We start from the raw sequence: 19,555 nt of genomic DNA on the forward strand, positions 1-19,555 counted from the left end.
TGGAGGGCTTCCTATAGCTGCAGCAAGTGGAAAGTTTGCCATAGATAATATGAAAACTCATAGATAAATTAGAATATACCGAGGCAACATAGAATGAAAAAGACGAGAGCAATAGTGGAAGAAAGGCGCACGGGTGTTCCAAGACCGTTGTTTTTGATTTTGATGACTATTTTTCTTCTGACTGGTTGTTCGGTAAATACTGCCGGTTCAGTGCAAGAGGTCGCGAGTTATCATCAGATCGATCAAGAGATGGCAAAGCAGATGATGACCCGGGATGACAGGCATGCTGAGACAGTGCGGGTCGACTATGACCCTGATGTAATTTCCCTGACTGATTTGCTGAATTACTATTTCATGGTGATCGATCCGCTCTCTGTAAACAAACAGGGCAATGACCGAGGCATCCAGTACCGGACGGGAATCTATTATACGGAAGAAGACCAGCTTCCGGAGATCGAAGCGGTTTATCGGGCGGAGGAAGAGAAAGCCGGAGCCAGGCTTGCTGTTGAACTGCTTCCGTTGGAAAACTTCTTCCCCGCAGAAGAGTATCACCAGAAGTATCTGGACAAGAATCCCGGCGGCTACTGCCATATCCCGCGCAGTTACTTTGATCTTCAGTAAAAAGCGCAGAAGAATCTGTGGATGAACTTCGGGTGCAGATCGGCGTTTTTGCATCAACTCGGCAGCTCTTAGATTCATTCCCTACGATGAACTTAGCATCTCTGAGTATCGTCAAAAGATTTACGAGTATTTTTATACAAGGTATAAAAATATCGCATAAGCTTCCCCCGTCCTTCCCTCATCTCCCTGTTGACAAGCCCTTAATTCTCCCATAAAATTATTTTTACGAATAAATTAAGACTTGCGAAGACGGACTAGAAAGAAAAAAGGGGATGCTAGGAGCAAAATTCCCCAAGATTTCAGGAGGAAGACAATGGGGCTTTTGCAGAATTTCTCGAAACCCAGAGGATTTTTTGGGAGAGTCATTAGCCTATTAATGAATTATGGAGAGCATGCCAAGCTGGGGCACTGGGGCATGTCTTTTGTGGAACTGCCGATTCAGGCGGATATTTTGGATTTGGGCTGCGGGGGAGGCGGCAATCTGGAACGGTGGTTGGAGCGTTATCCGGATGCCCATGTCAGCGGCATTGATCATTCCCCGGTATCTGTTTCCATTGCGGAAGGCTGGAATGAAAAGGCGATTTCTCAGGATAGATGCGAGGTGATTTTAAGTGGAGTGAATAAGCTTCCCTTTCGGAATGAGAGCTTCGATGCCATTTCCAGCTTTGAAAGCATTTACTTTTGGAAAAATATGGATAAAGCCTTGGCGGAGGCGTATCGAGTTTTAAAACCGGGAGGAGTACTTCTTCTGGCGGTTACGCATGATAAGGAAAGTAAGTGTTGTTCCATGACTAAGAAAATTCATGGCGCAAGACTTTATGATGAGGCGGAATTGAAGTCTTATCTGGAAAATGCCGGTTTTCTGAAGTTTCGTTATATCCGGGCAAAGAAGAAGCCTTGGCGTATTGCTCTTTGCCGAAAGGGAATACCGGTGGAGTTATAATTTTGAGAACGGGATTTGTAATCCGTTATACTTTTAAAATACCTGAGGGGAAAACGCTTCCGGTATTTTGAAATTTGACAAAGCGGGGGAGATTCCGTATAATGCCTGTATTCTTTTCAGTTGAGGAAAGAGACAAGAAGGGGAAGAACATGGACGAAGACGGGGACGCGGATAACGGAAGTCCTAAGAATCATATAGTGAGAAGGTATAGTGTGTAGGACACGCTATACCTTTTTCTGCAGTTCATTTTTCGAGTATTCCCGGAACAAAAAACTATTCCAAGGATTTTGGAGTTAAGGAGGATTTTTAAACACAGCTATGCTTGGTCGAGTCATACTCTTGTTTGTACTGATTTTCATTAACGGATTCTTTTCCTGCGCGGAAATTGCGGTTTTGCAGATGGGAGAGGGGAAAATAAGAAAGCTTGCGGAGGACGGAAGCATAAATGCAAAGCATCTTTTAAAGCTTGTGGAAGAGCCTTCCCGCTTTTTGTCCACCATTCAGGTGGCGATTACTCTGGCGGGATTTCTCTCCAGTGCCTTTGCGGCAGAGAGCTTTGCGGGATATTTGGACAAGCTCCTGGTAAAGCTACCTATCCCCAATACGGAGAGTATGATGCACCCCCTTTCCATTGTGCTGATTACTCTTCTTCTATCTTATATCAGTATTGTTTTCGGAGAGTTGGTGCCGAAGCGTCTTGCGCAAGTCTATAAAGAGCCCATAGCGCTTTTCATTGCACCGGTGTTACGGATTGTGTCCATCATTTCCATGCCCATCGTTTTCTTTCTTTCCGCATCCACCAATGCGGTACTGAAACTTCTGAAAATCGATCCGGAAAGGGATATCAATGCCGTTTCCGAGGAAGACATTTTGATGATGATTGATGAGGGAATGGAAAGTGGAATCTTTGAGTCCAGTGAAAATGAATGGATTCAAAATGTGTTTGAATTCAAGGATCTTACGGTGGAAGACGTTTGCACCCACAGAACCGATGTGGCTATGCTCTATATTGAGGATACGGATCGGCAGTGGAGACATACCATTCACGAAAACCGTTTTGCCAGCTACCCAATCTGCGGTGAGGACAATGACGATATTATCGGTGTCTTGAATACCAAGGACTATTTCCGTCTAAACGACTTAAGCAGACCTAATGTTATGCGGAATGCGGTGGATCGACCCTTCTTCATTTCTCAGAATATGAAGGTTTCCGACCTTTTCAAAATCATGCAAAAGGAAAGAAAGTACTACGGGATAGTACTGGATGAGTACGGCGGAATGACGGGAATTGTTACCCTTCATGACCTGATTGAGGCCTTGGTGGGTGACCTGCATGAAGAGGATGAGCTTCCGGAGCCGGAGCCTATTGAGCAGATTTCCGAAAATGAGTGGAGTATTCTCGGTTCTGCAGATTTGGAAGATGTAAATGAAGCCCTGAAGATTCATCTGGATTTAGAGGCTGCGGACACCTTCGGCGGTTATATTATGGGAATCATCGGCATGGTGCCGGAGGACGGCTCTTCCCTGCATTTGGACACGGATGGTCTGAGTATCGATGTGGCGGAAATCAAGAACCACCGTATCGGAAAGACTATCGTACACAAGGAAGAGACGGAAGAGGAAGAAGAAAAGGAAAAATAAGACCCGGTGCATCACGATAGGAAAAATAAAATTTTTCAAAATTCCTTGACAGGAGAAAACAAGAGACTAAACTAAAGAAGTTAGACATAGCTAATGAATTTAAGCTAAACTTGTTTTCAGAGAGGAAGAACAGCATGGGAAATTTTGTCATCTTGGCACTGGTAGGCGTAATTATCGTTTTTGCGGTAAGAAGTGTCATTAAAAGAGGAAAAAATGGTTGTTGCGGCGGAGGAGAATGCAGTGTGGATTCCGTAAAGGTTTCCGACAAGGTGGAAGGACATTATCCTTTTAAAGCCATGATTTCCGTAGACGATATGCATTGCGGAAACTGTAAGAAGAAGGTGGAAAATGCCTTAAATGCCATTGCCGGTGTCTGGGCTACGGTGGATTTAAGCAGTCATACAGCGGAAGTGCGGATGAAGGAAGAGCACAGCGAGGAAGAGCTTAGAGAGCATATCAACAAGGCAGGATACGGAGTTTCTAAGGTGGAGTTTTCCAAGTAAGATTACTGAAATTAATCTTTATAGGATTTTTCGGGGAGATTTTTTAAATGGACTTTCCGAATGGAATTTCCAATTTTTCCAAAGTGAAATTTCTTAATTGATTTTCCAAAAGGGTGAAGAGAGGAAGCGTTGCGTTTCCTTCTGTTCGCCTTTTTTTCGTTTCTAAAGGGAGTTCTTTCGACATCCAAAAGGGGAGTTCTTTCCACATCCGAAGGGGGGAAATCTTTTGTTAAATCGTGGAGATATCCCTTTAAGTATGTTAAAATAAAGAAGTTTGAGGGGAAAATCTTATAGAGAATTTCAAATTAAAATCTTTCGGAATAGGAGTGTTTGAAAGATGGAAGAAAAGAAAAAGCAGGAAGAGAAAAAAGAAGAGCTTCCGGTTCGTTTACTGGAACGAAAGCTCCGCTACAAGGGCTCGGTGTTGGAGGTCTATGAAGATACGGTGGATGTGTCCGGTCATGTGACCCACTGGGACTTTATTCATCATATAGGAGCTGCGGCGGTACTTCCGGTCTTAGAGGACGGAAGGCTTCTCATGGTTCGGCAATACCGTCATGCGCTGTCTCGTTTTACCCTGGAAATTCCGGCGGGAAAGCGGGATAGCGAAGAGGAAGACTTTCTCCTTTGTGCAAAGAGGGAGCTGGAGGAAGAAACCGGCTATAAGAGTGAGGCTTTAGAGCTTCTTCTTTGGGTCAATACCACGGTGGCTTTTTTGGATGAGAAGATTGCCATTTATCTTGCCAAGGATTTGAAGAAGGGACAGCAGTGCTTTGATGAAGATGAGGAGATCTTCTTGGAGGCTTGGGCGCTGGAGGACTTGCTGAAATTGATTTCGGACGGAAAGATGACAGACAGCAAAACTGTGGCGGCCATTCAGGCCTATGCCATAAAGAACTTGAGGGGAGAACTATGAAAAGAGAGCATTTAGCAGATTATGTATTGTCCATTCCGGATTTTCCGGAGAAGGGAGTAATCTTCCGTGATATTACTTCTTTGATTCAGGATCCGGACGGATTGAAGGATTCCGTAGATGGCTTAATCCGGTCTTTAAAGGATGTGGATTTTGATCTTGTCATCGGTCTGGAGAGCCGGGGCTTTATCTTCGGAACAGCCATCGCCTATGAGTTGCATAAGGGATTTGTGCCGGTACGAAAGAAGGGAAAGTTGCCTAGAGAGACGGAATCCATTGCCTATGATTTGGAGTATGGCAAGGCTGAGGTGGAGATTCACAAGGATGCCATTCAAAAGGGAACCAAAGTCGTTATCGTGGATGACTTAATCGCGACAGGAGGTACCTTGGAGGCGGCTTGCAAGCTTGTGGAGCGTCTTGGGGGAGAGGTAGCCAAGATTTCCGTGGTGATGGAGCTTGCCGGACTGGAAGGCAGAAAGAAGCTTGAAAACTACTCCTTGGAATCTCTCATTTGCTACGAAGGAAAATAAAGCTTTAGGAGAATAGGATGAGTGAGGAATTAACCCGGGAGGATGTGCGGAAAATCGAGGCGGAGATTCAGAAAAGAAAGCTGGAGATTCGCCCGAAGCTGATTGAGGCGGTGAAGGAGGCCAGAGCTCAGGGAGACCTGTCGGAAAACTTTGAATACTATGCCGCCAAGAAAGAGAAGAATCAAAATGAATCCCGGATTCGTTATTTAGAGCGGGTCTTAAAGTTTGCTAAAGTGATTTCCACAAAGTCGGAAGAGGGCGTTGTGGGAATTAATGACACGGTGGTGGTGTATTTTCCGGAGGATGAAGAGGAAGAGTGCTATCGTCTGGTCACCTCTATTCGAGGGCAATCCCTGGAAGGAAGAATTTCCAATCAGTCTCCTTTGGGAAAGGCACTGATGGGAAAGCGTGTGGGGGAGGAAGTGGAGGTTTTCCTGGAAGGGGGAAGCAGTTATACCGTTTTGATTCGCAGTATTGAAAAAACAGGAGAAAAAGAGGAAGAGGAAATCCGAAAATTCTAGGATTTCCTCTTCCTTTATTCTTAAAGATTGTCTCTTGGATGTTCCATTCTGCTTCTTCTGCTTTAGCCTGTTAAGGAGGTATCCTCCGCCATTAACATGGATTCTTCCTTATCCAAAGCCACGAAATCTGCATGACGGTACAGATAGTCCATCAAATCTCGACGTTTTACAATGCCGATAAAGTGTCCCAGGTCATCCACCACCGGCACAAAGTTTTGGGTAAGAGAACGAGCAACCAGTCCCTCCATGGAACTGTTGATTCCCACCGCCTCAAAATGCTTTCGCATAGGGATATCCTTTACCAGTACCTTCTCCGCCTCTTTCAAATCCAGATTCAGTTGATTCTTAATTTCCCAAAGAAGATCCCCTTCCGTCAGAGTACCGGCAAATTTTCCGTCTTTACTTAAGACGGGAATGGCTGAATACCGGTGAAACTCCATTTTCTCCAAGGTATTTCGCAAACTGTCTTCTTCCTTTACGTATGCCACGTCACATTTTGGAGTAAGAAAGAAAAGTATATTCATGCTTGGGACCTCCTGTCATTTTCTGCTCATAGAATGGGACAAAAAGAAAATATCCTTTTGCCCAAGGTAGTATATCGGCAAGAAAGAAAAAGAGTATGAACTTTTCTTTATAATTTTGTAAAAAAAGAAGAATACTTATACATTTTCATCTTATACCGATAGTACTATATTTCTTGTTTCTACTATAAAAAAAAGATATGTACGAATTGTGACAGGCTTATTAAAACTTCCTGCAAATAAAGACTTAAATTTTTTGAATACTTCGATTTTGACAAGGAAGAGGAGACAGGGTAGAATACAAGGATAGTGACAGATTGGAGTAAGTATGACAGATAAAAAGGAAGACAAGCCCTTAGAGAGGCCAAGGGATAATACCCCTCCTGAGGAGCTTTTAAAGATACTTTTGGCAAATGTTCGTTCCTACCATCCTTCCGATGACCTTTCCATGATTGAAAAGGCCTATGAGGTGGCGAAGGAACAGCACAAGGACCAGAAGAGAAAGTCGGGAGAACCCTATATTATTCATCCCCTCTGTGTAGCCATCATTTTGTCCGACCTGGAAATGGATAAAGAAACCATTGCGGCGGGACTCTTACATGATGTGGTGGAAGACACGGGGATGAGCCTTAAGCAGGTAGAGGAAATGTTCAATCCGGACGTTGCCGTACTTGTGGACGGGGTTACCAAGCTGACCCAGTTAAATCTAAATACCGATAAGGTTGAATTGCAGGCGGAGAATCTCAGAAAGATGTTTGTATCCATGGCCAAGGATATCCGGGTCATCATCATCAAGCTGGCGGATCGCTTGCATAATTTGCGTACTCTGGAATACCAGAGTCCGGAGAAACGAAAGGAAAAGGCCAGAGAGTCCCTGGAGATTTATTCTCCCTTGGCGGATCGTCTGGGTATCAGTAAGATTAAGATTGAAATGGACGACCTTTCCTTAAAGTACTTAGAGCCGGAAGTTTATTACGACCTGGCGGAGAAGGTACATTTTAAAAGAGAGGTTCGGGAAGAGCGAATCAACAAGATTGTGCAGGAGGTGCGGGAGCATATCGAAGAGTCCGGCATCAGAGCCAACATTAAGGGACGAATCAAGCACTTCTTCTCCATTTACAAGAAGATGGTAAACCAGAACAAAACCATAGACCAGATCTATGATTTGTTTGCTATCCGTATTATCGTGGATACGGTGAAGGACTGTTATGCGGTGCTGGGCTTTATTCATAAGCTTTACACTCCCATCCCCGGGCGCTTTAAGGACTATATCGCCATGCCTAAGCCCAATATGTACCAGTCCCTTCATACTACGGTAATCGGAAAGGACGGAGTACCCTTTGAAATACAGATTCGTACCTTTGAAATGCATAGAACCGCGGAGTTCGGTATTGCCGCCCACTGGAAATATAAAGAAGAGGGAGGCTCTGAGAATAAGGCCACTGAGAATGAGATGACGAAAATGAAGTGGCTCAGCGAAATCCTGGAGTGGCAGAAGGATGAGTCAGACTCCAAAGAGTTTATGAAGATGGTAAAGTCCGACCTTTCCCTTTTCAATGAAAGCGTGTACTGCTTTACTCCCACAGGAGATGTGAAGAATCTTCCGGCGGGCTCCACCCCCATCGACTTTGCTTATTCCATCCACTCTGCTGTAGGAAATAAGATGGTAGGAGCCAAGGTTAACGATAAGCTGGTGCCCATTGAATATGTGCTCCATAACGGAGATAGAGTAGATATTATTACCAGCCAGAACTCCAGAGGACCTTCCAGAGATTGGCTGAAAATTGTAAAGTCCACCCAGGCGAAAAATAAGATTAACCAGTGGTTCCGCCACGAGCAAAAGGATGAAAATATTGACCGTGGTAAGGATTTACTGGATCGCTATGTGAAAAGTAAGGGGCTGAATCTTCCGGATCTTACCAAACCGGAGTATGTGGAGGCAGTGCTTCGCCGTTACAGCTATCGGGATTGGGAAAGCGTTTTAGCCGGTGTAGGTCGAGGGGGTATTAAGGAGTCTCAGGTCATTTCCAAGCTTTTGGATTCTAAACAAAAGGCGGAAAGCAAGACGGTGGACGACAAGACCATTTTGCAAAATATCGGAGAAATGACCAATAAACCGGAGGTTATTCGAAGAGCCAAATCCGGTATTGTGGTGAAGGGAATCCATGACTTGGCAGTGCGCTATGCAAAGTGCTGTAATCCCGTGCCGGGAGATGAAATTGTGGGCTTTGTGACCAGAGGTCGAGGGATCACCATTCACTGTACCGACTGTATCAATATGATGAACCTTCCGGAAGCGGAACGGAAAAGAATGATTGATGCGGAATGGCAGAGAGGACCGGAGCAGGAAAGCTATGCTACGGAACTTACCATTTATGCCAATAACCGTATGGGACAGATTGTGGACATTTCCAAGGTTCTTACGGACAATAAGATTGACATCAGCAGTATGAATTCCCGTACAGCGAAAAATGGTAAGGCCACCATTAATATCAGCTTTGAAATTAAGAGTAGAGAAGAGCTGAACGATATTATCGGAAAGCTGAAGAAGATTCAGGGAATTATAGAGATAGAAAGGGCAAAGGGGTAAGATGTTTAATATACGAAGCCTCACCGTAGGCATTGTGGCAACCAACTGCTATTTGGTTTGGAATAAGGCGACAGGAGAAGGGGTTTTAATCGATCCGGGGGATGAAGCGGAGCGAATTTGTTCAGCCATTGCGGAAGAAAGAGTGAAGCTAAAGGCTATTCTTTTAACCCACGGACATTTTGACCATATCCTTGTGGCGGAAGAGTTGAAGGAAAAGTACGAGGTGCCCTTATATGCCTCAAAGGATGAAAAGGAAATGCTGGAAAATCCCCAGTGGAACCTTTCCGGCATGGATGAGGGCGTGACAATTACAGAGTATATTCCGGTACAGGACGGAGATAAGCTGGAGCTTTTGGGAAAGGAATGGCAGGTCATTTCCACCCCGGGACACACCAAGGGCTCGGTATGTTACTTTGTACCGGGGGAAATTCCTTATCTTTTTAGCGGAGATACCCTTTTCTATGAATCCTACGGACGAACCGACCTTTACGGCGGATCCGAGGCGGAGATTAAGAAGAGCATTAAAGAAAAGCTATTTTGCCTGCCGGATGAAACCTTGGTTTATCCGGGACATGAAGAGGCAACCACCATTGCCAATGAGAAGCAGTATAATCCGGTGAATTTTATGAGGTGATGAACCGAAGAGAAAGGACGTGTGTCCGCTTCCCACAGGATAGGGGGAAACCTGGGCACGCTCCCGCTAACCTCGCCACGTAGGGGTACTAAGCTTTTAAAAGACAAAAGCTAAGTACCCACGGGCTCAGATTGCCCCTGTTTTCCCCTATCCTGCGGGAAGCTACGGGCCTTGCTCTTCGGGGGAGAATAGGGCGAAGTGAATGGGATATTGCCATAAAACCGTTGTAACGCTAGCAAAAGCTAGGTGCATCGGTTTTTTCTTTTTTTATGGGATACGGGAAATGTTTTCCTCTTAAATTCCGTTTTTGGCCTTTCCTAAAATGCAATAGGCATTTTGACGAATTTATCTTTCGTGAAAAAATGGCATGGGAAAATGGAGGTTTTTCAAGCATTCACCTTGCTTTTTTTGGTGGAGGGGACAGGCGGGAGAATTTGAGCCTGTCGGCCCTTGCGAAAAATAAATGCAATGCGGTTTTTCGCTTAGTGTCCGTTCCCGTTGGGCGAACTTAGCGGGAGCGTGTCTCTTCTATCCCCTCCCCCTCTTAAAAAGTAAGCCTTATAAGACTCTTTCCCACCCATTTTTCACCCTGAAAAATTTGTGAAAATGCCCATTGAATATCCCCTTCCTTTGTCGTATGATAGAGAGGCTTTCACAAGATATTGTGTTTTCGTGATAAGAGTATTCTATATCGTGTTGGTTTTTCGGACGGGATAGGGAATAAGAAAAGCTTGAAAAGTCTTGACTTTTTGGGCTTTTTTGCTGGAAAAGAGGAATTGGAAGAGAAAAGAATATGGGAGTTTGCGGCGGAAAATGAGCTCTTGATTCTTTCAAAAATGCAATGGACGGGGGATAAGATGGACAAGGAACTTTTGATTATGACCAATGTGATTAAGAGAAATGGCAAGGAGGTCAAGTTTGACATTTATAAAATCATCCATGCCATGGAGAAGGCCAATAAAGAGGTTGCTCCTGTCTATCAGATGAATGAGTATCAGATTCAGGCTGCTGCGGAGACGGTGGCAAAGAAGATTCAGGCCTCCAGCCATGCTGTGAATGTGGAGGATATTCAGGACATGGTGGAAACCGCCATCATGGAAATGAGAGCCTACGAGGTAGCCCAGAAGTATGTGCGTTATCGTTATAAGAGAGAGATGGCAAGAAAAGCCAACTCCACCGATGAGGATATTCTGGCATTGATTGATCAGGCAAATGAAGAGCTGAAGCAGGAGAACTCCAATAAAAACCCTGTTATTAACAGTACCCAAAGAGACTATATGGCAGGAGAGGTTTCCAAGGATTTAACCAAAAGACTTTTGCTTCCGGAGGATATTGTAAAGGCCCATGAAGAGGGCGTTATTCACTTCCATGATTCCGATTACTATGCCCAGAAGGAGCATAACTGTGACTTAATCAATCTGGAGGATATGCTGCAAAACGGCACGGTGATTTCTGAAACCATGATTGAAAAGCCCCACAGCTTTTTCACTGCCTGCAATGTAACCACTCAGATTGTGGCTCAGGTGGCTTCCAACCAGTATGGCGGACAGTCCTTTACCCTTTCTCACTTAGCTCCCTTCGTGGATATTTCCAGACAGAAGATTCGGGAAGCGGTTATTGCGGAAAGAAACGAAACCGGCGAGAGCATGGATGAGGACATCATTGCGAAAATCGTGAATCGTCGATTGAAGGAAGAAATTAAGAGCGGAATCCAGACCATCCAGTATCAGCTGATTACCTTAATGACCTGTAACGGTCAGGCTCCCTTTGTGACCATGTTCATGTATTTGGATGAAGTTCCTGAAGGGAAGACTCGAGAGGATTTGGCTCTTATTATCGAGGAAGTGCTTCATCAGAGAATGCAGGGTGTAAAGAACGAAAAGGGCGTTTGGATTACCCCGGCCTTCCCCAAGCTGATTTATGTTTTGGATGAGGACAATATCACCGAAGATGCGCCTTACTATCATTTAACGAAACTTGCGGCTCAGTGTACCGCAAAGCGTATGGTCCCGGACTATATTTCCGCAAAGATTATGCGGGAGTACAAGGGAGGAGATGTATATCCCTGTATGGGTTGCCGTTCCTTCTTAACAGAGGACAAGGAAGGCTTAGGGGAAAATGGTGCCCACAAGTACTACGGTCGTTTTAATCAGGGTGTGGTAACCATCAACTTGGTAGATGTGGCTTGCTCTTCTCAGGGAGATATGGATGCCTTCTGGCAGATTTTAGAGGAAAGACTGGAGCTTTGTCACAAGGCTTTACGACTTCGTCATGAGAGACTTTTGGGGACGGTTTCCGATGTGGCTCCGATTTTGTGGCAGCATGGTGCCTTGGCAAGACTGAAGAAGGGCGAGAGGATTGACAAACTGCTTTACAACAACTACAGCACCATTTCTCTGGGCTATGCAGGTCTTTATGAGATGTGCGTACGGATGCTTGGAAAGTCTCATACCACAGAGGAGGGAAGGGATTTTTCCTTAAAGGTTATGGAAAAGCTGAATGATTCCTGCAAGAAGTGGAGAGAGGCGGAAAATATCAGCTACTCCGTTTACGGAACCCCCATGGAGTCCACTACCTATAAGTTTGCAAAGGCTTTAAAGAAGCGCTTCGGAACCATTCCGGGAGTCACGGACAAGAACTACATTACCAACTCCTATCATGTTCATGTTTCCGAAAAGATTGATGCCTTTTCCAAGTTGGCCTTTGAGGCGGACTTCCAGAAGCTTTCTCCGGGAGGAGCCATCAGCTATGTGGAAGTTCCCAATATGCAGAACAATATTCCTGCGGTTTTAAGTCTGATGCATTTTATCTATGAAAATATCATGTATGCGGAGTTAAACACCAAGTCCGACTATTGCTGTGCCTGCGGTTATGACGGAGAGATTCAGATTGTGGAGGACAGTTACGGAAAGCTCCAGTGGCGTTGCCCCAACTGCGGAAACGAGAATCAGGAGCAGCTGTCTGTAGCCAGAAGAACCTGCGGTTACATCGGTACCCAGTTCTGGAATCAGGGCAGAACCCAGGAGATTAAGGATAGAGTATTGCACCTATAAGGGAAGTTTTTTTCGAGAAAGTGTTTTTGAAGATGCATTACGGAGAAATCAAATACTTTGACATTGCCAACGGTCCCGGTATCCGAGTGAGCCTTTTTGTTTCCGGCTGTCCCCATGCCTGTAAGGGGTGCTTTAATGAGGCTGCCTGGAATCCCTCCTTTGGAGAACTTTTTACGGAGGAAGTGGAGGAAAGGATTTTGCAAGCCCTTGATAAAAAGGAAATTCAAGGCTTAACCCTTCTTGGGGGAGAGCCTTTGGTGCCGGAAAATCTTCATGCGCTACTACCGCTTCTTCGGAAAATGAAGGAGCGACTTCCGGAGAAGGATCTTTGGTGTTTCAGCGGCTACCGCTATGAGGAGCTTATGCAGAGAGAGGGCAAAGAGAAGGAAGAAATTTTGGAATTGTTTTCACAGCTTTCCGTTCTGGTAGATGGCAAGTTCCATTTAGAAGAGAAGGATTTAAGGCTTTTGTTCCGGGGATCCCGAAACCAGCGTTTGATTTCCGTACCGGAAACACTGGAAAGCGGCAAGATTTGCCTGTATGCGGAGTAAAATGACGAATCTGCTTGCAGAGCATTTTTAGAAGAATCCTAGGAAAGCTTTAAAGAATTTGTCTGTATTTCTTCCTCTTCTTCCTGTATAGTGGGGGCTAAGAGAAGCCTTTGCTTCGTTTTTGTCGCATAAGAAAAATAGCGTATAGGAGCATCAAAATGGATAAGTTCCTGTTGAATGCATAGAGCTCAAGGAGGTTGAAGATGAGAAAAAGAGGATTAGTACTGGTAGCACTTTTGGCTATGGGAATTTTGGCCTGCGGAAAGAAGGCGTCCACTGCAGAGAGTAGCGCCGCAGCAACAACAGCGGAAGTAAAGACCGGTCAGGAAGGGGAAGATAAGGAAAGTAAGGCTGCTACAGAAGCTGCCAAGGCAAAGGAGTCCACTACTGCTGAAACAAAGGGGAAGGAAGAAGGCGGCAAGGAAAAGAAGGATTTAACCGTAATCACAGGAACTATCACCGATGCAGCCATGAACAGCGTAAGCGTTAAGGGGAATGACGGCAAGGACTATGAGCTGAACAAGATTGATAAGTCCGACATTTCCGGACTTTCTCAGGGCATCGAAATCGGCACCAAGGTGGAGGTGACCTTTGATAAGGATATGAATATTCTGTCTATGGTGGACCCGGGAAAATAAAGCTATTGTTTCTATGAGGATTGATTCGGGAGTATAAAGCCGACGTTTCTACGAAGACAGATTCGAGAGCATAGAGCCGGCGTTTCCGCCGGGATATACGATGGTTCATGGAAGCTTATAGCCGGAGCTTTGTTATATTCAAACCAACAAACTTCATACTTGCTATAAATTATAGCAATAACTAAATCTTAATATTATGCATTATCCCTTTTTGCTTTTTTATGCTACAGTGTGCAGGAAAAGAAAAGAGGGATTTTTTATCATAGAGGAAGAAAGAGGGAAAGAATTATGGCATATCATATCAGTACACGATGTCAACACTTGGAAGGACAGAATAAAGAGGAGCATTACGGGGCGATTTCTTACCCCATTTATCCAAGTTCCGCCTTTATTCATCAGGAGGTAGGGGGGAAGAATCCCTACGATTATTCACGTTTGCAAAACCCCACCAGAGCCCAGCTGGAGAAGGTGGTGGCTTCTTTAGAGCACGGTACGGACTGCATTGCCCTGTCTTCAGGAATTGCGGCACTAGCCTGTATTATGGAGCTCTTTCGTCCGGGAGACCATATTTTAATTGATCGTGACCTATATGGCGGCTCCATTCGTTATTTTCGTGAGGTAAATGAGAAAAATGGTCTTCAGTTTTCCAGGGTATCACTTCATGAGGATGGCTGGGAAAAGGAAGTTAAGGAGAATACCAAGGCAATTTTTCTGGAAAGCCCTACAAATCCTTGCATGAATGTAAATGATATAGAAGCTTTGGGAAAATTTTGTAATGCTCACGGTTTACTTTTGATTGTAGACAATACCTTCCTTTCTCCCTATTTTCAAAATCCCTTGGATTTGGGGGCGGATATTGTGCTGCATAGCGGCACCAAGTTTCTCTCCGGACACCATGATGCCATTGCGGGCTTTATTGTGGTAAAGGAGGAGGCTCTTCAGGAAAGGCTTCGCTTCTTATTTAAAACCACCGGAGCGGGTCTGGATGCCTTTGACAGCTGGCTTATTTTACGAGGCATCAAAACCTTAGCCATTCGTATGGAAAAGGCGCAGGAAAACAGTCTGAAAATTGCGGAATTTTTAGAAAAACACCCAAAGGTAAAGAGAGTTTTGTATCCCGGGCTTCCCAATCATCCCGGGCATGAGTTAATGAAGAAGCAGGCCAGAGGTTTTGGGGCGATGATTTCCTTTGACGTGGAATCCGGAGAGGAAGCTAAAGAAATTTTAAAGAGAATTCAGCTGATTTATTTTGCGGAGTCCTTGGGGGGAACGGAAAGTCTTTTGACCTATCCCCTGACCCAAACTCATGCGGATGTGCCTAAGGAGATTTTGGCGGAAAACGGAATATACGAAACCACCCTGCGCCTGTCTGTAGGTATTGAAGATGCGGAAGATTTGATTGCGGATTTAAAGCAGGCATTGGGATAAAAATGAAATATGCAGTATGGTCTTAAAAAGAAGCTGTAAAATAATATGCAGTATAGGTCTTAAACGGGGTACGCTCCCGCTAGCCTCGCCCTGCAGGGGTTCTAAGCTTTTACAAAACAAAAGCCAAGAACCCGCGGGCTCAGACTACCCCTTTTTCAGACCTATACTGCATATTCTGTTTAGAGCTTGTATTATAGTTTCTTTTTAAGCCCCCTACTGCATAATTTCTATTTTTATTCTTACAGCTCCTGTTTCTTATTTATCCCGCATCATGCTGAACTTATCCATAGGATAATTCTTCAAGTTATCCAATACTTTTCTGGTATCGGCTTCGTCCAAAAGACTTTGACGAGACCTCTTGATTTCATTTTCCGCCTTGTGACGGGAAGGTCCGCCTACACAGCCGCCTTCACAGGCCATACCCTCGATAAAGTCCTCCGGAAGCTTTCCTGCCTTTAGAAGAGAAAGGGCGGTAACGCATTCCTTTCCGCCGGAGCAGGCACGAAGCTTGATATCGGTGGTGTCTTCTCCTCTTTCCCGCATACATTCCATAACCGCATTGGCTACGCCGCCGGAGCTGGCAAAGTTCTTTCCCCAAAGAGATGCTTCCTGATAAGGGCTAACCTCCGCCTCCAACTGTACATCTTTGGAACGAAGAAGACTGCTGAATTCTCCAAAGGAGAGAACATAGTCCGCATTTCCCTCAATGCCCATTTCCTGAGACTCGGATTTCTTTGCCATACAGGGACCGATAAATACGGTTACACAGTCGGGGTGAATGGCTTTCAAATAACGGGAAACCGCCGCCATAGGAGAAAGGGTCTCCGACATATTTTCACGGTATTGATCCGGGAAATGAATTTTTAAAAGGTTAATGAAGGCAGGGCAGCAGGAGGTGGTCATTTTCTTTCCTTCTTTTCTGGCCTCTGACCATTCCAATGCCTCGTATGCGGCGGTCATATCGCCACCCAGTCCAACCTCCACCATATCGGTAAAGCCGAGCTTCTTCAAAGCCACACGGATTGCGGACATAGAGATATCCTTACCGAACTGTCCCTCTGTGGCAGGGGCACACATGGCGTAAACTTCTTTTCCTTCCTTAATGGCGGAAATTACCTGCAGAAGATGAGTCTTTGTGGAAATTGCACCGAAGGGGCAGGAGTGCACACACTGTCCGCAGCGGATGCAACGATTATCATCAATAACGCAAAGACCGTTTTCATCGTAAGTAATAGCATTTACCGGACAGGGCTTTTTACAGGGACGGGTAAGCTGGGCAATGGCACTGTAGGGGCAGGCTGTTGCACACATTCCACATTCCTTACACTTCATAGGATCAATGTGGGCTCTTTGGTCTGTCATGGTAATGGCACCAAAGTGACAACTGTTCTGGCAGGCCTTACCTAAACAAAGACGGCAGTTATCCGTAACGGAATAGGAAGAAATAGGGCACTCCTCACAGGCCGGATCGATAACCTGAATGACATTGCTGCTCTTTCTCTTCGGGCTGGCATCCTCATTACAAGCCAGACGAATACGCCAACGAAGAATTTCCCTTTCCTTATATACACAGCAACGGAAGGCGGCCTTCGGTCCCGGGGATAACTCCCGGATTAAGCCTTCCTTTGCCTCTTCCGTAACTTCTCCGTTCCATGCGATTCTTGCCAAGCCTTCAATTACACGGTGTTTGAGAGGGATAAAACCCTTGTCATTTGTAACCATACTCTTTTCTCCTTACTTAGACTCTTTTCTGTTCCCGGAGAAGCGCTCATTTCTCCAAGAAGTTAAACTCGTTAAAAGTATAACATAGTTTTCCTGTTTGGGGGATATACTTTCCCTTAGTACGAAAAAAAATACTGATAGACAAAAGTATTTAATTCTTTTTCCGTCTTACAAAATGTCGGCTTCCATTCCTGAATATCAAAGGGATTCATCATAAGCTTTCTCCTTAAAAAGAAATATTCTATAAACTCTGAAATTGCCCTTATGGAGCAAAAAAAAGAGACGATAATTAAAATACAAAGTTAAAAAACAAAATAGAATTGATATTTAATCAAATATTTTAATAAAAGCTTTGCGAAATGGAAAGAAGGTAATATAATAAATAAGATATTAGTAGATTTTTCATAAAATTACCAGAGAGCCTTACTAATATTTTTTAGAAAAATGTCGAAAGAATACCTAATTCAACTGTTTGTGATAAAGGTGGATTAGGGTATAGGAGAGGGAGAGCTTATGTCACTAATGCAAATGATTTTTAAAAAGCCTGAGGAAGTTTTCGGGGAAGAAGAGTCCGTCGAAAAACAACCTTTGGACTTGTTGTCTGTAAAAGGCGACAGAATAAGCACAGTGTTAGAAACAGAGAACATTGAGCTCCTCCTGGAAAAAGAGCAGGGACGAATCCGCCTTGTACAGAAAAATTCCGGAGGAGAAGAACTGAAAACTCTGATGGAATGTCCCTATGCGGAAAATGCGGATGCCCGGAAAGAACTTACGGACATGATGTCTGCGGTAAAGAAAGACATCGAAGCGGCTGTAGAGCTGGGAAGAACTTCCATTCGCATTCCGGAAAGTAAATATGAACTCTTCATGTATATGCGGAGACGGCCATCTATCCCTATGGATATGGATAAGTTAAACCGGGAGCTTTCTTCCGGTGAAGCAAGGGAAAATGTGGCTTTATTCCGTTCTTTCTTGGAGAAGAATCCCAGAATCAATGTTTATGTGGGAATCTATACCCTTGGACAGGATACGGCTTACAGAATCTTGAAGCAGGAATGGCGGATGCTTTCCAATGTTCGTTTTATTGTTTTGGAAAATTATGAAAAGAAGCCGATTTCCTGGTCTGATCCACGGATTCAGGAAAGTCTGAAGGATTCTCCCAATGTGGCTTCCATCGGTATCGGTATTAAGGGAGATCGTCCACGTTATGCCATTGAGCTCCGCACAGAGGATTTGGCTTCCTCTGTTAAGAAAGCGGCACTGCTCAGCCACCACCTTTTCAATATTCGAGAGGAAATGATTGACGCCCAGACCCAGGGCTTTGCCAAGGCTATGTGGGAGCTTGGGACAAAGCGGGGAAAGAGTGAGGAATTTATCCGGAAAACCGTGGAGGATCTGGCTTTAGAGGATGCCTGCTACAGAATTTCCGAAACTGCCGCAAAGGAAATCGTAAAGAAGGTTCAGGAGAGAGGCTTTAATGAAGGAGAGGACATCGGTCTTTTCCGTGTTCCTGTTTTAGACAGACGACTCCTTTTAAATCTTTTGAAGAAGGCAGAAAACGGCTTCTTGGTAGTGGATGATGCAGGACAGTTCCAGTATTACCGGGATATGACCGGAAAACTGGTGATGAAGTACGGCTGGGAAAAGGACGGCTGTTGGTACATCGCCCCAAAGGGTAAGGAAGAAAAGGAAATTCGAAAAGAGGCAGCAATGGTTCTTCTGGAAGGAAAATATCTGCAGGCCCTTGGAAAGATTCTTATGGAGAATCGGAACCGCTCCGTAAGCGATGCTTACAGCAATCTGAAAAACTTCATTGTTTCCTATGAGAAGCTGGGAATGGGAGAGGGAGAACAGATCGAAACGCTGGGCCTTGCCAGAGACTTCTTCCCCAAGGAAAATATAGAAGAAATCCAAACCGTTATTGGAGAGGTGCTTTCCGAAAGCTCCCTTTATGACAATTTCGGATTTTAAAAATTATTGAAATTTACTTATGCATTCTATACCATATAGGTTTGGATAGGGGCATTTATAAAGCAACAGGAATACTTGCAAGAAGTAATGATTTTTTGTAAAGTATTCCTGTTTTGTTTTATAAAGAAGGGAAAGAAAAGAATGAAGGAAAAAAGTAACCGTATTGTTTCGCTGACTTCCATCTGTATTGTGCTTTTGTTTTTGGTGGCAGCAGCTTTTTTGACCAGTAAGGAGTCTGTGCAGAATTCCCCCTGGTCTTTGGTGCCACCGGTGATTGCCATTGCCTTGGCTTTAATTACCAAGGAGGTTTACAGTTCCCTGTTCTTAGGGATTTTATCCGGTGCTCTTTTATATTCCGGCTATAACTTGGAGGGGACTCTTAACCATGTGTTTGTGGACGGCATTATCCATGTGCTTTCCGATGCCTGGAATGTGGGAATCCTTTGCTTTTTGGTGATTTTAGGCATGATGGTACAGCTGATGAATAAAACCGGAGGCTCCAAAGCCTTTGGAGATTGGACGAAGAAGCATATCCGAAGCAGAAAGGGTTCTATGCTGGCTACCATTGCCTTAGGTTGCCTGATTTTTATTGACGATTACTTTAATTGCTTGACCGTGGGATCTGTGATGCGCCCGGTAACGGATCAGCACAAAATCAGCAGGGCAAAGCTGGCGTATCTCATTGATACTACGGCGGCGCCGGTATGTATCATTGCGCCGATTTCCTCTTGGGCGGCAGCGGTTTCCGGCTTCGTAGAAGGGGAAAATGGAATGA

The 19,555-nt window shown here is 44.7% G+C and carries 15 protein-coding genes and 2 pseudogenes; 15 read left to right on the forward strand and 2 right to left on the reverse strand.

What is annotated here, in order from left to right:
* Window positions 1-93: 93 nt before the first annotated feature.
* From msrA to greA, 7 genes and pseudogenes are all read left to right on the forward strand, one after another.
* Window positions 94-674 (forward strand): annotated as a pseudogene (msrA, locus tag RYL27_RS06080) (peptide-methionine (S)-S-oxide reductase MsrA); the annotation flags it as partial.
* Between the two features lie 260 nt (window positions 675-934).
* On the forward strand, window positions 935-1,564 hold the full coding sequence (locus RYL27_RS06085) for a class I SAM-dependent methyltransferase (protein ID WP_183683792.1): 630 nt from the start codon (window positions 935-937) through the stop codon (window positions 1,562-1,564).
* A gap of 318 nt (window positions 1,565-1,882) precedes the next feature.
* Window positions 1,883-3,205 (forward strand): hemolysin family protein, encoded by a 1,323-nt coding sequence (locus tag RYL27_RS06090; protein WP_314965957.1) that lies wholly within the window; start codon window positions 1,883-1,885, stop codon window positions 3,203-3,205.
* Between the two features lie 134 nt (window positions 3,206-3,339).
* A complete protein-coding gene (locus tag RYL27_RS06095) occupies window positions 3,340-3,708 on the forward strand; it encodes a FeoB-associated Cys-rich membrane protein (protein ID WP_308580009.1) in 369 nt (122 codons plus the stop codon).
* 337 nt (window positions 3,709-4,045) lie between these two features.
* Window positions 4,046-4,624 carry an NUDIX hydrolase gene (locus RYL27_RS06100; RefSeq protein WP_007157618.1) on the forward strand — a complete coding sequence of 193 codons (579 nt, stop codon included), beginning with the start codon at window positions 4,046-4,048 and terminating at the stop codon, window positions 4,622-4,624.
* Entirely contained in the window at window positions 4,621-5,151 is a 531-nt protein-coding gene (locus RYL27_RS06105; protein ID WP_183683784.1) for an adenine phosphoribosyltransferase, read from the forward strand. Before RYL27_RS06100 ends, RYL27_RS06105 begins: the two co-directional genes overlap by 4 nt.
* Window positions 5,152-5,168: 17 nt before the next feature.
* Window positions 5,169-5,672, forward strand: a complete 504-nt coding sequence (gene greA / locus RYL27_RS06110; protein ID WP_314635377.1) for a transcription elongation factor GreA — start codon at window positions 5,169-5,171, stop codon at window positions 5,670-5,672.
* 62 nt (window positions 5,673-5,734) lie between these two features.
* On the opposite strand, the gene RYL27_RS06115 is transcribed toward greA, so the two are convergent.
* Window positions 5,735-6,196: a CBS domain-containing protein gene (locus RYL27_RS06115; protein ID WP_007157615.1), complete on the reverse strand. Its 462-nt coding sequence runs from the start codon at window positions 6,194-6,196 to the stop codon at window positions 5,735-5,737.
* A 325-nt stretch (window positions 6,197-6,521) separates the two neighbouring features.
* Here RYL27_RS06115 and RYL27_RS06120 point away from each other — a divergent pair, with 325 nt between their 5' ends.
* The 6 genes from RYL27_RS06120 (at window position 6,522) to RYL27_RS06145 (ending at window position 15,087) form a co-directional block, all read left to right on the forward strand.
* Window positions 6,522-8,783 (forward strand): RelA/SpoT family protein, encoded by a 2,262-nt coding sequence (locus RYL27_RS06120; RefSeq protein WP_314965962.1) that lies wholly within the window; start codon window positions 6,522-6,524, stop codon window positions 8,781-8,783.
* A 1-nt stretch (window position 8,784) separates the two neighbouring features.
* Complete coding sequence (locus RYL27_RS06125; protein ID WP_314346088.1) at window positions 8,785-9,417, forward strand: MBL fold metallo-hydrolase; 633 nt, start codon at window positions 8,785-8,787, stop codon at window positions 9,415-9,417.
* Between the two features lie 857 nt (window positions 9,418-10,274).
* Window positions 10,275-12,470: an anaerobic ribonucleoside-triphosphate reductase gene (gene nrdD / locus RYL27_RS06130; RefSeq protein ID WP_314965970.1), complete on the forward strand. Its 2,196-nt coding sequence runs from the start codon at window positions 10,275-10,277 to the stop codon at window positions 12,468-12,470.
* A gap of 32 nt (window positions 12,471-12,502) precedes the next feature.
* Window positions 12,503-13,021: an anaerobic ribonucleoside-triphosphate reductase activating protein gene (gene nrdG, locus RYL27_RS06135; RefSeq protein ID WP_314965972.1), complete on the forward strand. Its 519-nt coding sequence runs from the start codon at window positions 12,503-12,505 to the stop codon at window positions 13,019-13,021.
* 203 nt (window positions 13,022-13,224) lie between these two features.
* Window positions 13,225-13,659 (forward strand): hypothetical protein, encoded by a 435-nt coding sequence (locus tag RYL27_RS06140; protein WP_314965964.1) that lies wholly within the window; start codon window positions 13,225-13,227, stop codon window positions 13,657-13,659.
* Window positions 13,660-13,947: 288 nt separating this feature from the next.
* Window positions 13,948-15,087 (forward strand): trans-sulfuration enzyme family protein, encoded by a 1,140-nt coding sequence (locus RYL27_RS06145; protein WP_314965966.1) that lies wholly within the window; start codon window positions 13,948-13,950, stop codon window positions 15,085-15,087.
* Window positions 15,088-15,342: 255 nt separating this feature from the next.
* Here the strand turns inward: RYL27_RS06145 and RYL27_RS06150 are convergent, their stop codons facing one another.
* Window positions 15,343-16,809 (reverse strand): 4Fe-4S dicluster domain-containing protein, encoded by a 1,467-nt coding sequence (locus RYL27_RS06150; protein ID WP_314345194.1) that lies wholly within the window; start codon window positions 16,807-16,809, stop codon window positions 15,343-15,345.
* Between the two features lie 513 nt (window positions 16,810-17,322).
* Between RYL27_RS06150 and RYL27_RS06155 the strand changes: the two genes are divergently transcribed.
* Window positions 17,323-18,780 (forward strand): hypothetical protein, encoded by a 1,458-nt coding sequence (locus tag RYL27_RS06155; RefSeq protein WP_314965968.1) that lies wholly within the window; start codon window positions 17,323-17,325, stop codon window positions 18,778-18,780.
* Window positions 18,781-18,921: 141 nt separating this feature from the next.
* Window positions 18,922-19,555: pseudogene (locus RYL27_RS06160) on the forward strand (Na+/H+ antiporter NhaC family protein); the annotation flags it as partial.

Source organism: Oribacterium sinus (assembly GCF_963537195.1).
Classification (GTDB): Bacteria; Bacillota; Clostridia; order Lachnospirales; family Lachnospiraceae; genus Oribacterium; species Oribacterium sinus_A.